The following is a 15,308-nucleotide window of genomic DNA, read 5'->3' on the forward strand; positions in this document are numbered from 1 at the left end:
GAAAAGGAGCTTACCTGGAAAAAAATTCTATACTTTTACAGCCATTCGGCTAACGAGTTAAAAATTGCTCAATGTCTTTCATAATTGACGCTGGTCGCTCCTCAGGTAGAAGATGACCGGTTTTCTTATAAACGATTAATTCGGCATTTGGTAAATCATTTCTTAAACGTTTCCCAATTTTTAATGGCACGACCCTGTCATTTTCTCCCCATATTAAGAGGCTTGGTGTTTGAATTTGATTTAACTCAGCCTCAGAGAGATCCCCTTCTCGATCACGAATCATACGAACCAGCGACCTAAAAATTCCTTCATGAAAAAAGGGTTGAATATAACCATCCATCATTTCTTCATCAATAAGCGCTGGATCATATACGCAATTAAGCAAATTTCCTCTTACTCCTTTTCGATAAAGCCAGCGTTTTAAATAAACAGAGAAAAAAGGTAAGTAAGACGTATAAACGAGACTTTGCTTTGCTTTTTCAAGATAACCTGAGCTACATAGCAAAATATTTTTACTTACAAAATCATCTTTTATCGCAGATGCTCTCATCGCTACCTGCCCGCCCATAGAATGACCGATCATCACTGTACGCTCAATTGAAAGCCTTTCTAGTAGCTCCACAACGACTTCTGCATAATTTTGATAGGAGTGTACAAAGTGATGAGACTTCTCGCTTTTCCCAAATGGCGGGAGGTCAATGGCAACAACGGTGTATGCTTTTGTTAGGAATGGAATTAGCTTTCTGAAGCTAAAGCTTGACGACAAAAAACCGTGAAGGAGGGTGATAACTGGTCGATTAACAGCCTCCTCATTTCTATAATACTCATAGTGAATGTTAATTCCCTTTATCTTTTCCATATTTTCCTTGGAATTTTGAGCTAATAACATCTGTCATCTCACTCCGGATTCTAATTTCACCTTTAAGGTGGGCCTTCTTTTTATTTAAAATGCCCAGGTTTGGTTATACGTATTTTACCCCAATTAGAAAATGAAAAACTTTTTTGCGCCCAGAGTGCACAACCATTTTTTTCATTCTACTTCAACATGGATAAGGTCCAGCAGTTTAACGTTTCTCTTTTGCTCCCGGTGATCAATCACGCGTAGCTCTTTCGTCAATGGATCGACAAAATGGACGTAGCCAGAGAGGACGTTCTTCTCACCATTTTTAAAATAGTGGAAGCGTAAAGACCAATGGAATTCCATTGCTTCGCAGATCACTTCGTTCATTTCTTCTATTTTTTGCTCATCCAGTACAGGCATCTGATTTCTTTTCTCTTCTTCTTTCCAATCACGTAGCTCTTTCACATGCTCAGGTAACATCATTGATGTCCATTTTATATTTCCACGATCACGAATCATCTCTATCCCCCCCTTTACGCTTTATGCCCACCGACAAGTTTACTTCTGTGTAGTGCTGTACCAGCCTTCGTGTATGAAACGGCACGCAGCAGAGCATCTGAGCCGTATTTTTCTCTAATAGAATCCATCACATAGCCAAGGTCTCGCTGCTTCGGCCGGGCAGTATTAAATAAATCCAATTGCACTTCCTCATCATTGCAAATATTCGAAAGAGTGATGGAAATTTTCCGGACCGTTTTTCTTTCATAAAATTCCTCAAATAGTTGAAGACAAACGCGGTAGACTTCAAGCGTAATCGCCGTCGGACTATTGATGCTCCTTGAGCGGTGAAAACCCCCTCCACCTTCTTCTTTGCTATAACTAATCCCTAGACTAATCGTACGACCTGCTTTCCCGGCTCTTCTAGCACGTCTCGCCACTTCTTCACTCATTTCAAGAATAACGTGTTGAATTTCTTTTTGATCATGATAATCCCTTAACAAGATTTGACTTTTTCCAAAACTAATCTGCCCCTGCATAATGGGAGCGCCCATTTCAGAAAGATCGACTCCCCAGGCATGATGATAAAGTTGATTCCCCATGACACCAAATTTCTCTTCTAATAAGTGAAGCGGATAGTGCGCCAACTGCTTTACATTTCGTATCCCCATTCGATTTAACGTGCGTTCAACTCGTGAGCCAATTCCCCACATTTGACTAAGCGGGGAAAGTGGCCACAGTTTTTCAGGAATGTCGTCATATGTCCACTCTGCTATCCCTTTTTCTTTTGCTTCAAGATCCAGACAAAGCTTTGCCATCAAAAGGTTCGGACCTATTCCAATCGCACTTGGTAAGCCGAATGTCTCGCTTATTTCTTTTTTGATCTTGTGAGCCACTTCAAATTTATCTCCCCATAATCGTTCTGTCCCATCAACCTGCAAAAATGATTCATCAACGCTATACGTATGGATACATTCTGATGGTACATAACGGTGGAAAAGCCTCGTTATTTCCATTGATTGTTTTAAATAAGAGGACATTTTTGCGTTAACAATATGAATTCTCTTGTCACTTGGAATTTCAAATAACCTGCTCCCTGTACGAATCCCAAATTCTTTTTTTAGGGCTGGAGAAGCTGCTAGCACAACACTCCCCTGTCGTTCCACGTCCCCAACAACCGCAAGATAACACGTAAGCGGATCAAGCCCCATCTCTACCGCTGAGCAGCTAGCATAGAAGCTTTTCATATCAATACAAAGAATTGTTTTCTTTGGAAATTGTGAATAATCCATTTGTATCCCCCTCCTTCTCACCTAACGGAACATTTGTTCTCTTTATCTATACCCGTATTTTACTCGAATATACGTTCTCTTTACAATAAGTACTTTCTTCCAATCAAAAATGTTACGACAAGTCTCTCTCTTATAATCGAAAAGTTCGTACCTAATGAACTATATGACCATAACGTTACGGGTAAATAGTCCTGTTCATGATCACGGAAGAATAGGTCATTACTATCATTAATTGTTAAAATAGTTTGAATATTAAAACTTTCGTGATAAAGTAAGCTCATCTTAATCACGAGGGGGAAATGAAATGGGAAAGAAAAAGAATTTGCTTTCCATTGGTTTATCAGTGGGTCTTGTTAGCACCATGTTTGCTCCATCCTCAACATTTGCGGCAGCTGATACGAATATGAATAAAGAAACTGGGACGCCATCATTTGTTTCCGGGAAATTAACAAAAGCAAGTTCTCAAAATCCCAATGAAGTGTTATTCGATTACTTAAATGACCAGAAAAGCATGTACAAATTTAGTGGATCGTCAGCACAGGACGCTTTTCAAATCCTTTCAAAGGAAAAAGACGACCTTGGCTTCACGGTATTTCGTTTACAGCAACTTCATGAAGGTACACCGGTTTACGGGTCTACTCAAACCGCACACGTTGATGAAAGCGGCGTCTTAACTGCTGTATCGGGTACCGTTATTCCAGACCTTGGATCGAAGAAAGAGCTTAAAAAAGCAACAAAGTTCAAGAAACAGGATGCAATCAAAAAAGCAGAAAGCGATCTCGGCTTCTCCCCAACTTATGAACAGAAACCTACATCAGATCTTGTCGTGTATACGGATGGGGAATCTCCAACATACGCTTATCACGTCACTTTAAACTTCCTTTCACCTGAACCAGGGAACTGGCAGTACATAATTGACGCAACAAGTGGTGAAGTACTAACGAGCTTTAACGCCCTTCACGAAGCTAAAAAAGAAGGTGTTGGTAAGCCGGGTGGCGGTGGCGCGATTACTGGAACAATTCAAACAGCCAGTGGAACCGGTGTCCTTGGTGATCAAAAGACGTTTAACACGCTTCTTTCTTCCTCAACTTATTATTTAAAAGATACTACGAGAGGCGGCGGTATTTTCACCTATGACGCAGGTAATCGGACTAAGTTACCTGGTTCGTTATGGGCTGATGCGGATAACGCCTTCAACGCAAGCTATGATGCGGCAGCTGTCGACGCTCACTACTATGCTGGCGCAACGTATGATTATTATAAAGATGTTTTCAACCGCGATAGTTATGACGGCAACGGGGCACCACTAAAATCGACCGTACATTACGGACGTAACTACAACAATGCATTCTGGAACGGCAGCCAAATGGTTTATGGTGATGGAGACGGCTCCACATTCGTCTCTCTTTCTGGAGGTGAAGATGTGGTGGCACATGAATTAACACACGCGGTTACAGATACGACAGCAGATCTTATTTATCAAAATGAATCAGGAGCGCTGAACGAATCAATGTCCGATGTGTTCGGAACTCTTGTGGAATTTCATGATAATAACAATCCTGACTGGTTAATCGGCGAAGACATTTATACACCAGGAACTTCTGGGGACGCTCTTCGTTCAATGGCAGACCCATCGCAATTTGGTGACCCTGACCATTACTCTGTCCGCTATAAAGGGACACAGGATAACGGCGGCGTTCATATTAATAGCGGGATTATGAATAAAGCTGCTTATCTTTTAAGTGAAGGCGGTACATTTTACGGAGTCAGCGTATCTGGAATTGGGAAAGAAAAGCTTGGCGCTATTTACTATCGTACATTAACACAATACCTAACCGCGTCTTCGAACTTTAGTCAGATGAGAGCAGCAGCCGTTCAAGCTGCAACTGATCTTTATGGAAGCGGCAGTTCAGAAGTGCAGTCCGTTAAACAAGCCTTTAATGCTGTTGGTGTACAATAATCATTTCGATAAAACAGGTAGCTACTGGCTACCTGTTTTTTAAAATGCCGAAAGGTTTTATATGCCTTTAAACGGGAAAAAAGGGCTAGAAGATAAAGGAGGAATAACCCATGGCGATTTTTAAAGAAGACGCACTCAAACACCAACACGTACTTATCACGGGAGCGACTGGCGGTATTGGATATGAAACAGCAAAATCCGCTGTACAAGCAGGAGCTGCCATTACGATTACTGGAAGAAATAAAGAGAAATTAGAGACGTTAAAGCATGAGTGTGAAAAGTTAGTTACGGATGCTAAAGTGACCATTCTTCCAGCAGATTTAAACGATGAACAGGATCGGGCGAATCTGATTGAAAATGCGATAAAAGAAAGAGGAACAATTACCGGATTAGTGAATTCAGCTGGAATTGGTGGCGGAGATACGCTCGATCAATTACAAGAAGAAGACATTCGAAAGGTAATGGAACTAAACTATTTTTCAACGGTCTTACTAACGCAGCTCGTTTATAATAAAATGCGTGAAGCTCAGAAAAAAGGGGCTATTGTGAACCTCTCTTCTCTGTCGGGGCTTCGAGGAACTTTTGGAAACACCGCCTATAGCGCTTCAAAATTTGCAATTACTGGCTTTACTCAGTCCTTTGCCCATGAGGCAATTCGAGATGGCATTAGAGTGAACGCCGTCTGTCCTGGATTTGTTGATACAGAAATGGGAAGAAACAGCATTGAGTCAAAAGGGAAAAGAGAAAATAAAAGTTTTGAAGAAGAACTAAAAGCTGTGGAGGAAGCAATGCCTTCAGGTCGTATCACACAACCCGAAGAAGTAGCGAACAGTATTGTCTATCTCTTATCAAACGCCTCTGAAAACATTGTTGGAGAATCTTTAAAGATTTCAGGCGGAAGCGTAATGCGCTAAATAACCATTAAAAAAACGCATGGCTATTCGATCCTCAAAGATCGATTGGCCATGTGTTTTTAATAGTAATAACTTAAATGGTACTTGAATAAATACAAGTATCCGTTATGTGCTTCCCATCAATAGACAAATCATCATTTTTGAGCGTTCCCTCAAGAACATATCCCAATCGTTCCGGAATCGCCCGACTCCGTTCGTTCTCTCGATCACATTGAATCTCAACTCTTCGACATCCCAGACCCTGATGAGCATATTGAGTAAGTTTTTGAACTGCCTCTGTCATATAACCATGGCCACTTTGAAAGGTCGCCATCCAATATCCTATTTCAAGTTTTGGAACATCCCAATCAATATTATGAAAACCAGTTGATCCTACAAATTCACCTGTTTCTTTCAAAAAAACAAGATACCTTAAATTTTCACGTTTTAAAAACTTAATATGCGCTTCTCTTGTATTCACTTCCGTCTCTTCAGGGGTGGGTGTTACACGTGCAAATCCTAACCACGGTCTTAGTTCATCAATCGAAGTTTGAATCGCTTCGTTGACTACTTTTCCATCACCAGGCTGCGGCATTCTTAACGTTAATCGTTCTGTCTCAAGCGACGTTTTAACTTCGATTAATATCGGGTTCACAATCATCTCTCCAATGTGTTTGAATAATCAAGCAGATCATATTCTAACTAGATGATAAACCGCTAATCACATGGATTAGCGGTTTAAATGAAATATCTTTATGTCAAGTTCCACAAGCTAAGCTGCTTTAGGACTTGAACCGAAGCGATTTTCTTCTCGCTCACTCTCAAGACAAGTGAAAACAAGAATAACAATACTACCAACATACAACTGATAGTATAACACAAAACATGACAATAATAGGCAAAAAATTCAGTTATTAGGTAAATCTGAGAATTTCGTAAAACTATTTCAGGATTTATCGCTATTTTGATACTCTCCTTTTAAGAGACTCATCCTTAATCGATCGATATAACGTCCTTCTCGGTAGCGATCTTCTCGCAAGATGCCTTCTTCCACAAAGCCACTGTGTTTGTATGACTTAATCGCCTTCTCATTATCCACTTCTACTCTGAGCCAAATCTTATTTAATTTTAATTCAGTAAAACCCCATTCGAGCATCGCTTTCATAGCGCTTACGCCATATCCCTTTCCCCAATAGCGCTTTTCACCAATCGCAATTCCTAGCTCAGCATGATCGTTAAATCGATCAATATTTTTTAAATCGACCCACCCTATGTGTTTCCCTTCTTCCGTTACAATCGCTCGCTGTTCATACCCGTTTTTTCGATCGATACATAATTGAATCCAATTGCTCGTTTCTTCTCGGGTAAACGGTGGATATTTTTCAGGCATATTTAGATGCTTCGTCACTTCTCGATCAAGACACCATTGATAACGATCTTCTGTATCTGACAGAGAGAGTTCTCTGATTGTCACAACTGGCAACGGCTTTCTATTCATATTTAGCTCCCCTGCTTTTCATCTTTTTGTTCCTATTTAACCGTGACCACTATCAACGATTCTCTGCTTGACTGAAGTACCTCTTCATTTCTTTAACAACGGCTTCATAATAAGAGGATTCATGTGGAACAAAATGATCTTTGCTTATTTTTTGATTCAGCTTGTTTCGTTCCCCCTTATGATTAAACCAAAATCCATCTACATGTATGTCGGTTTGCATTCCCATCCAGAGATGATAGAACGCATCAAAATCAGCCTGTACGATTCCTGCAACCTCTTCTTTTTGAAGGTGAAATGCATCGAACGATTGATTGTATTCAAAAAGAAAGATATTTGCGATTTCATTATCAATAAAATCGTTTTGTTTAATCGATGCATTCATCACAAGCAAGGGATGCAACTCTTCGTAAGAAACATGGACCCCAAGCTCTTCCTTTATTTCTCTCACTCCGTCGTTTACTGATTCGTTTTCCATTAAGTGACCCGCAGCCGTGATATCAAATAGTCCAGAAAAGTCCTTTTTTAAGGAACTACGAAGCTGTAAATATACTTTTTCACTTCCCTCTTCTCTTCGAATGAACCAGCATTGAAAAACCTCATGCCAGTGTCCGAGTCGGTGTACCTCATCTCGTGAAGCCACCCCTATTGGGTTTCTATTTTCATCAAATATTTTTACTCTCTCATCTACCATCTTGTAACCTCACTTTTTCTCTAAAACTTACACCTTCGTTATCTATTTCATTACGTCTTTATGACGAATCGTATAATCAATCGTTAAAAAGGGAATGAAAAAAATCCTCATCTCATGCTGAGCCTTTAAAGACCCCACTCCAGCTTGCTTTACAAAAAATTCTTCATCAATTGGTAAGGGAAATTGTTTATTTTTCGTTGATAAATAGGTTCCTGTATCGGCTTTTGAAGTGCGTTTTTTTCTACTAGACAGCTGCAGGCTTTTTCCAACTTGATTTAATTCAAGAACACCAGTCATTGTGGAAAATGGGAGCGGTAATCCGATGTTCATATACGTTCTATCTCCCTTTTTATGCCACGAATAGAGGGCGACAAAGCACACTTCTCCATTCACTTTTCTTACCCAGGCTCTCGGCTGTGGTCTTCCATCGATATGCTCTTTAATCGGAAAAATATCTCCTGTCATTTCGACCAGCTTCCTTGATAATGGAAGATTAATTTGAAGGATTCTCTGACTAAAAAAGCGATAAATCATAGCCAGAGGTTTAAACCACCAATGCCATTTCACACTAGCATACAATCTGTATTCAGGTGTATTTTCATAAAAATGTTTAATTGTTGGAGAGAGAACTTGGCATTCAAGATGGGGTTCATAAATGCTCATATCACTCACTATTCCACTGTAAGAAATAGTATGATCTGCAATTTCCTTCAGAATTTCTTCTCCGACCACATTCCTTCCTTTTATTTGGCTAGTCGGAAAACCGTTATGATTCGTTCTCACTTGTAAACTCTCCTTCATACGAAAAAACAGTTCCAATAATAGGGTTTTTTACCGTCACGTGAATATAAAAGCTTTTCCGATCTTCTAAGTATCGTTCGGTTACAGTTGCTAGACCTTGAAAAAATCGTGGCAAAGGGATTTCTTTTCGACCAAGCACCATTCTTTGATTCAATGATTGAATCGTCATACTTCCATCATCCTGGTTTACCTGAAAAGCAAGATCTGAATATAGTAACGCAGGTTCTCCCAAATAGTCTTCTATGATAAGTCTTTCCTCATTGAGAGTCATTAACGCATTAAAGTAACGCTTCTTCTGTCCAAAAGAAAACGTACGCTGCCAATGAACCTGTTCGTTTCCACCAGCCCCGCTTCGCAACGTATTTCTAATTTGAAAGGGGATATTTGTTCCTCTTTCAGGAAAAAGGAGTTTCGCCTTTGTACCAAGATAAAATATAGGATAGAGCCATCGAGGACCACCGGAAATCTTCTTCATTACTCCTGTTCCGCAGAAACCTTGTTGGTTTGAGAACGAATACCTTTTCTGCAGCATCGGATGAAGTAGATAAAATTGGTCACCGAGTGCGTTTTTATAAATCGACATGAGGATGCTCCTTATCTTTTTCGCTTACAGCTTTTCGCTGTAGGAATGTCACGACTTAACTTTACTCCAATCACAGATAAGACGAACAAACTAACGTTAAAAGTTAAAGGATTAAATGGATGTGTCAAAACATGTGGAGCAGCTAAAATAGCTGACAATGTTAATAAAGGGAAAACCATCATTTGCAGTTTGAATAACCAGGACCTCTTTCGATAAAACAACCAGATCAAACCAAACAATATTTCGCCTATCCCCATTACAAAGACCACTAATGAAGCATCAATCGCTTCTGGTAGTAGACTCGCTGCCATAGATACCTCTTCAGGATGCTTTAGCCATATTTTTGGAACTAGCCCTTGATATATCCAAACGAAACTAAACATAAATGTGATCAGCCAATAGCTAATAAACCGGGTATACTGGGATGCAGGTGATTCCCCTTTCTCTAGCCATCGCTTCAATACATCAAAACTTAAAGCCGTTCCCCACCCAATCAACGGACGGAAGATAGCCGCATCAATCAAAGTACCTAGTCTGCCAAAACGCGTGTCATAATCATATTGAGTTAAGAACGTTAATTTCTCGCTTTCACCGGGTATGTATTTCCAATAACCTTTCCCCTCCGAGATAATCGAAATCTGCTGATCCGTACCAAAATGCAAGGAAGATGTTCTCGATCCGTCCTTGCCATTAAACTCACCAACGCTTTTCCCCCAACCTTCTACTACCAAAATCCCCACGTTTGTTTTATAGGAAAAGAGTTGCGGATCACTTTCATTTTCTTTCGGTAAGTAAGTGATGGAAGTAAATCGCAGATCCCATTGTTCATGCAGATGGGGTTGCTGAGATGCTCCCCATAAATCTTCCATTTCTGTTTCAATTGGAATTTCTACATAAATTGGTTTCCTTTTCATTTTCTCCTCCTGTCGTTTATTGCTTCCAATTGTGCATCGTATCTTGATTAAGTGTAAACTTCTTTCTTCTTTGAAAACAACACTATTTCCCAAAAAACAGAAGAATATCAATTTTTTAGACCACTAGCTAATAAAAAAAGAGCATCATTTTGATGCTCTCTAGCTCACCTTACTTTTGGTCAAAAAACTTTCCAGCTACTTTTTCCACAAGACCTGGAGCCGCGTGATAAAGCTTTGATCCAGCGTTCATCCATTTCGGAAGGTTCACTTCGCGAGCGCCTTTTTCAATAGCAGCAATAATTTCCTTCGATACTTTTTCCGCTGACAGCATCATCTTTTCGACGTTCTTTGTATAAGTGCCACTACTATCGGCCGTTTCAAAGAAATTTGTTTTGATTGGACCTGGATTCACCGTCGTGACTTGAATGTTGTGGTCTTGCAATTCCATCCGCAAACTATTTGAAAATCCGAGCACCGCATGTTTCGAAGCCGAATATCCAGAAGATTTTGGTGTAGCAAGCTTCCCTGCTTGAGAAGCGATATTGACTACGTGCCCTTCTTCTTTAGCCATCATGCCTGGAAGCACATGCGAAGTAAATCGCATGAGGCCAATGACATTCACATCAAACATGGCTTCAATATCCTTCATATCGGCGTCCACAAATGCGTCAAATTTTCCAAAACCAGCATTATTAATTAAAACATCGACCGGAGGCATCTCTTTCAAAAGCATTGGCAGAACATGATCAACACGCTTCCCGTCCCCAACATCAATCGTCCAGACTGCTGGCGCATAAGCCCCGCTCCGTTCGATTATACGCTTTACTTCCATTAACTTCTGTTCTGAGCGAGCTACAAGAATGAGTTTCGCCCCTTTTTCAGCTAAATCAATCGCTAATTGTCTTCCTATACCACTTGATGCCCCTGTAATCAGAACGACTTTGTTCTTTAAATTTTTCATTTGCTTCACCTCTTACGATTGTGATCGATAAACCGTTTTCTCTTTTTCTTTACATTTCACAATTACCTTTTCCGACTCAAGATAATCAAGATGTCCAATCGTCTCAGAAAGAGTAAGGCCAGTTTGCTTCTTATAAACGCCTAGAAATAATTGCTGACAAACTTCAAAAGCGGTCATTGGTTTATTCTTTAAATAGGATGCTACCTTTTCCGAACGCTCTTCCTGTTTATGTAAACGTTCTTTGATCAACTCGTCCGGATTGAGGATAGGATCACCATGACCGGTATACACATACTGAAGATGAGCATCTAAGGTTTTACGATAAGAACTTCTTTGTTGTAGAAGCGGCTTAGGTCGCTCCGTCCCTTTCACATATGGAGGTTCAAGTAAGGGGTTTGATGAAATCTTCTTAATCAGGTGATCCCCCGCAATCATCATCCCCGTCTCCTTATGCCATAAAGAAATATGACTTTGGGCGTGACCTGGGGTTTCCATCACAGTCCACCCGTTACAGGCTGGTACGTCATCTCCTTCCGAGAGATGCAGGTCGCATTTCGCTCGATCTGTATACGCAAGATAACCTCGTGTATCACTTACATGATCGAAATACTGTTCTGGAACCCCTGCTTCACGGTAAATCCCCGTCATAAACGCTTCATTTTCTTTCAAAAAAGAATCGCTCATCTGTAACCATCGGTCATTCTTCCAATGTCCAAGAACGTTAACTCCATTCTTCATCATCTTCCCAACTAGGCCGATATGGTCAGGATGATGATGCGTGAGCACCACCTGTTCAATATCTTCTAAAGCCACCCCATAGTTCTTCAGTTGCTTCTCAAGTTCTAGCTGCGCTTCAGGTGTGCGCGGACCAGTATCAACCAGCGTTAAGGCGTCTCCTTTTAACAAAAAACAATTGACCGGACCCACAGCAAATGGAGTGGGAACCGTGATCGACAGTACCTTTTCTTTCGTTACATTCAAATTGACCGCCACCTCTTCTTTTCTTTACATCACCTACTTCTATTCTATCGCTGTTCGCTCTTTTTGTCATTATATCGAGATAATTTAATTCGAATTTTCTGACATTTTGGGTTGACAATTTTTTATTTTCATAGCATACTATGTAAAATTAGAATGATCGTATCGGCTTTGAAAGGGATTAGTAGAAGTGCTAGTAAGTGCCAGAGAGAGGGATTCATTGGCTGAAAAGTCCCTTCCCATTACTCACTTTGAACCTACCCTCGAGCCTGCTGTAGAAATACAGCCGCTTCCCACGTTATAAGGAACGAGAGGATATCATATGTTGATATCAAAAATAAGGTGGTACCACGGATAACGCCCATTCGTCCTTTTCATGAGGATGAATGGGCGTTTTATTTGGAAAGGATGAGGATGATGACAAGAAACAACATCGGCTTCATTGGTGCCGGATCCATTACAGAAGCCATTGTCGAAGGAATGATTTCTGAAAGGTTTGTAGATCCTAACGAAATTACGTTACTGAATCGCACTAATTCACACCGACTTGAGGAATTAAAAACAACATATAGCGTTCATGTTACTCAAGATATTCAAGAATTGGTACAACAAAACAGAGTGATTGTTCTAGCTATGAAACCAGCAGACGCACCAGATGCCTTAAGCAAAATTCAGCCATATATTCATAGAAACCATCTCATTATTTCCGTTTTAGCGGGCATTACAACCACGTACATTTCGGAAAAAATCTCCATTCCCACCCCAATTGTTCGAGTGATGCCAAATACTTCGGCAACGATAGGGTTATCCGCAACAGCCATTACAGGCGGAGCGTTTGCAAGCGAAAATGACTTACTGTTTACGAAGCGACTGTTTCAAACGATTGGATCCGTTGTGTCGGTATCAGAAGATAAGTTGAATGCCGTAACAGGGTTATCTGGTAGTGGTCCAGCCTATTTCTATTATATGGTGGAATGTATGGAGAAAGCCGCTATACAAAACGGACTTGATGAGGAAATAGCACGCGAACTCATCTTACAAACCATTCAAGGAGCTGCCATGATGCTTCGTCAGACGAAACAGCCAGCAAAACTTTTAAGAGAAAAAATCACAAGTTCCGGGGGAACGACACAAGCAGGAATCGCAACGCTCAAAGCGTTTCACTTTGAAGAAGCTCTATTATCTTGTATTACAGATGCTACGAATCGCTCACAAGATCTAGGGGATATTTTTCTAAAACAAAATTAATGCCTATAGCCCGGTCACCTAATGAAATGTCCGGGCTAAAAAATAAAACCTTATAGAACCCCACTTTTTCTATTCACACACTCTTCTTCTGCACAACCTTACACATTTGTTTTAAGTGAACTAAAGCTTCTTCACTATCGAGTCCTGTCGCAATAATGGTCATGGGTCCAAAATGAGCTGTCAGTCTCCCCATGCTTAAAATACTCTTCGCATTTAATCGTTTGCCTTCAACCTCTACAATAATGTAACTACTAAAGAGGTTTGCACTTTTTACAAAGTCCATCAAGAAGGCCATCGTAACTTTACTCGTGATCAAAACGGTTTCCTTATATACCATCCTTGCATCCTCCTTAGTATCTAATACAACCGTTTGCACCTTTCTATTTTGACACCCTACACGTATACTCGCAAGGATCTTGGCATCTTTCCTCACACACACTTTATAAGATCCGCATAACTTATGTTAGGTATTCTAACATCTTGATCAACATTGATGGATAGCTATGCTATACTGATACAAGATTGCCAGTTTAGAAGACTTCAATAGTATATGTAGTGGTAGCTGCATTATGAATATGAGAATAGGGAGTGACTGGAGATGTCATACAAAGATAAAAAAGTTTTGCCCATCGGATCAGTCAGCGAATTAACAGGGCTATCTTTGAGAAAGATCCGCTACTATGAAGAAAGAGGCCTTATTCTACCTGACCGTTCTGGTGGTGGTACAAGAAAATTCTCGTTTACAGATGTAGAAAAACTAATGGACATCGCAAATCAAATTGAAGACGGCATGCAAACATTTGAAATTAAAAAGCTTTATAAGAAAGAAAAGCAGAAAGATAAAGATAAAATTAGAGATGAAATGATTCGCGGACAGCTAAACGCGGCATTTAAAATGACAAAATAGAGAAAAAAAGCAAGCGATATGATAGTGCATCCCAGAAGTTAGTTTTTTTTCACTCTAACATTCAGGAAGCACTACCTATTCGCTTGCTTTTATTAATGTTATTTCGTTTAAAATATACGATGCAGGGTATAAATGAAAACAGAAAGTTAATGAAAGGAGTTTTGCTCTATCAGTTTCCATTATACAGTTGAAACCGCTAAAACAGTTGAACAGGCCGTTTCTGACTTGAGTGATGAGCTGCAAACAGAAAAATTCGGCGTATTATGGGATTTTGATCTGTCCGCAAAGTTGCAAGAAAAAGGAATGGACTTCCAAACCCCTTATCGTGTTCTCGAGGTTTGTAATCCGAAAGAGGCCGAGCGTGTTCTAAATGAAGATAAGTTAGTGGGCTATTTTCTTCCTTGTAAAATCGTTGTTTTTGAAGATCAGGGGCAAACAAAAATCGGTATGCCAAAACCAACAACTTTATTAAACTTAACCGGGAAAAAAAGTTTAACAGAAATTGGTTATGATATTGAGAAACGTTTAATTTCCTGTATTGAGAGAAGCAAGTAACTTGTCTTCCCTATTGACCCTCCTATAAGAAGAGGGTCTTTTTTCCGCTTTAGTTCTATTAAATGAACCACTTCTATTAAATTATTGTACAATAAGGATTTTTCAAGTGATCATCGATATAGCTGGCCTTCATCCTAAAAAGATCACTAATTTTAGAAGTGTACAAACATGTGGGAGACATTGAAGCCTGTTTAATGTGAAATAAAACATTTGAACAAAAGATGGCTACCTCTTTTTAGAGTCGTCATCTTTTGTTCTATTCTTTTAGCTGCGGGTCATAGCGATATACAGTTAAATCAACTTTTGAATTAGGAAGAAAAATAACCCCTTCCCCTTCTAACATCATCTTTTGATCGATGTACCCTTCCTCTGTTGGTATACCAATCTCGCCTTTCGCGTTTATGACACGGTGCCACGGCAGTTTATACCTTTGACTCATCGTGTGTAAAATCCTCACAACTTGTCTTGCTCCACGCGGCTTTCCGGCATACTTTGCGATTTGTCCATAAGTCATAACTTTACCCGGAGGGATTCCTTTAATAATGGAAACAACATCTTCCGTAAATTTCTCCACATTCATCACCTTCTAATCCAACATTCTCTTCCATTAGTATAGCAAAACCCCCTCCCTTTCCAAAAATAAAAACGTTGTATAAAAATGTGGGCATGCTAGAAACTAAGCTTAGTT

18 protein-coding genes and 1 other annotated feature are annotated in these 15,308 nt (G+C 40.0%); of the genes, 5 read left to right on the top strand and 13 right to left on the bottom strand.

Annotated features, from left to right (window positions below):
- Positions 1-49: 49 nt before the first annotated feature.
- The 3 genes from PQ511_RS03995 to PQ511_RS04005 form a co-directional block, all read right to left on the bottom strand.
- Positions 50-889: an alpha/beta fold hydrolase gene (locus PQ511_RS03995; protein WP_273850648.1), complete on the bottom strand. Its 840-nt coding sequence runs from the start codon at positions 887-889 to the stop codon at positions 50-52.
- Positions 890-1,030: 141 nt separating this feature from the next.
- Positions 1,031-1,360 (bottom strand): YolD-like family protein, encoded by a 330-nt coding sequence (locus tag PQ511_RS04000; RefSeq protein WP_273850649.1) that lies wholly within the window; start codon positions 1,358-1,360, stop codon positions 1,031-1,033.
- Between the two features lie 14 nt (positions 1,361-1,374).
- Complete coding sequence (locus PQ511_RS04005; protein ID WP_273850650.1) at positions 1,375-2,631, bottom strand: Y-family DNA polymerase; 1,257 nt, start codon at positions 2,629-2,631, stop codon at positions 1,375-1,377.
- A 304-nt stretch (positions 2,632-2,935) separates the two neighbouring features.
- Between PQ511_RS04005 and PQ511_RS04010 the strand changes: the two genes are divergently transcribed.
- Positions 2,936-4,591, top strand: coding sequence for a M4 family metallopeptidase (locus PQ511_RS04010; protein WP_420541655.1), 1,656 nt, complete (start codon positions 2,936-2,938; stop codon positions 4,589-4,591).
- A gap of 110 nt (positions 4,592-4,701) precedes the next feature.
- A complete protein-coding gene (locus PQ511_RS04015) occupies positions 4,702-5,505 on the top strand; it encodes an SDR family NAD(P)-dependent oxidoreductase (protein WP_273850651.1) in 804 nt (267 codons plus the stop codon).
- A 73-nt stretch (positions 5,506-5,578) separates the two neighbouring features.
- On the opposite strand, the gene PQ511_RS04020 is transcribed toward PQ511_RS04015, so the two are convergent.
- From PQ511_RS04020 to PQ511_RS04055, 8 genes are all read right to left on the bottom strand, one after another.
- Positions 5,579-6,139, bottom strand: a complete 561-nt coding sequence (locus tag PQ511_RS04020; protein WP_273850652.1) for a GNAT family N-acetyltransferase — start codon at positions 6,137-6,139, stop codon at positions 5,579-5,581.
- Positions 6,140-6,430: 291 nt separating this feature from the next.
- A complete protein-coding gene (locus PQ511_RS04025) occupies positions 6,431-6,982 on the bottom strand; it encodes a GNAT family N-acetyltransferase (RefSeq protein WP_273850653.1) in 552 nt (183 codons plus the stop codon).
- A 52-nt stretch (positions 6,983-7,034) separates the two neighbouring features.
- Positions 7,035-7,673, bottom strand: coding sequence for an NUDIX hydrolase (locus PQ511_RS04030; protein ID WP_273850654.1), 639 nt, complete (start codon positions 7,671-7,673; stop codon positions 7,035-7,037).
- A gap of 42 nt (positions 7,674-7,715) precedes the next feature.
- Positions 7,716-8,456 (bottom strand): hypothetical protein, encoded by a 741-nt coding sequence (locus PQ511_RS04035; RefSeq protein ID WP_273850655.1) that lies wholly within the window; start codon positions 8,454-8,456, stop codon positions 7,716-7,718.
- Positions 8,440-9,057, bottom strand: a complete 618-nt coding sequence (locus PQ511_RS04040; RefSeq protein WP_273850656.1) for a DUF4166 domain-containing protein — start codon at positions 9,055-9,057, stop codon at positions 8,440-8,442. The genes PQ511_RS04035 and PQ511_RS04040 overlap by 17 nt, the downstream gene beginning before the upstream one ends.
- Before the next feature lie 11 nt (positions 9,058-9,068).
- Positions 9,069-9,971 carry a DoxX-like family protein gene (locus tag PQ511_RS04045; protein ID WP_273850657.1) on the bottom strand — a complete coding sequence of 301 codons (903 nt, stop codon included), beginning with the start codon at positions 9,969-9,971 and terminating at the stop codon, positions 9,069-9,071.
- Positions 9,972-10,140: 169 nt separating this feature from the next.
- Positions 10,141-10,932, bottom strand: coding sequence for an SDR family NAD(P)-dependent oxidoreductase (locus tag PQ511_RS04050; protein ID WP_273850658.1), 792 nt, complete (start codon positions 10,930-10,932; stop codon positions 10,141-10,143).
- Between the two features lie 12 nt (positions 10,933-10,944).
- Positions 10,945-11,913 (bottom strand): MBL fold metallo-hydrolase, encoded by a 969-nt coding sequence (locus PQ511_RS04055; RefSeq protein WP_273850659.1) that lies wholly within the window; start codon positions 11,911-11,913, stop codon positions 10,945-10,947.
- A 159-nt stretch (positions 11,914-12,072) separates the two neighbouring features.
- Positions 12,073-12,286: a binding site (T-box leader), on the top strand.
- A gap of 41 nt (positions 12,287-12,327) precedes the next feature.
- Between PQ511_RS04055 and proC the strand changes: the two genes are divergently transcribed.
- Positions 12,328-13,158: a pyrroline-5-carboxylate reductase gene (gene proC / locus PQ511_RS04060; RefSeq protein WP_273850660.1), complete on the top strand. Its 831-nt coding sequence runs from the start codon at positions 12,328-12,330 to the stop codon at positions 13,156-13,158.
- Positions 13,159-13,231: 73 nt separating this feature from the next.
- On the opposite strand, the gene PQ511_RS04065 is transcribed toward proC, so the two are convergent.
- On the bottom strand, positions 13,232-13,495 hold the full coding sequence (locus tag PQ511_RS04065; protein ID WP_226657129.1) for an HPr family phosphocarrier protein: 264 nt from the start codon (positions 13,493-13,495) through the stop codon (positions 13,232-13,234).
- A 261-nt stretch (positions 13,496-13,756) separates the two neighbouring features.
- Here PQ511_RS04065 and PQ511_RS04070 point away from each other — a divergent pair, with 261 nt between their 5' ends.
- On the top strand, positions 13,757-14,065 hold the full coding sequence (locus tag PQ511_RS04070) for a MerR family transcriptional regulator (protein WP_098444122.1): 309 nt from the start codon (positions 13,757-13,759) through the stop codon (positions 14,063-14,065).
- A 168-nt stretch (positions 14,066-14,233) separates the two neighbouring features.
- Complete coding sequence (locus PQ511_RS04075) at positions 14,234-14,620, top strand: DUF302 domain-containing protein (protein ID WP_489753148.1); 387 nt, start codon at positions 14,234-14,236, stop codon at positions 14,618-14,620.
- A gap of 256 nt (positions 14,621-14,876) precedes the next feature.
- Here the strand turns inward: PQ511_RS04075 and PQ511_RS04080 are convergent, their stop codons facing one another.
- Positions 14,877-15,200 (bottom strand): MGMT family protein, encoded by a 324-nt coding sequence (locus PQ511_RS04080; RefSeq protein WP_273850662.1) that lies wholly within the window; start codon positions 15,198-15,200, stop codon positions 14,877-14,879.
- Positions 15,201-15,308 lie beyond the last annotated feature (108 nt).

It is taken from the genome of Guptibacillus spartinae (genome assembly GCF_028610625.1).
GTDB classification, from domain to species: Bacteria; Bacillota; Bacilli; order Bacillales; family Guptibacillaceae; genus Guptibacillus; species Guptibacillus spartinae.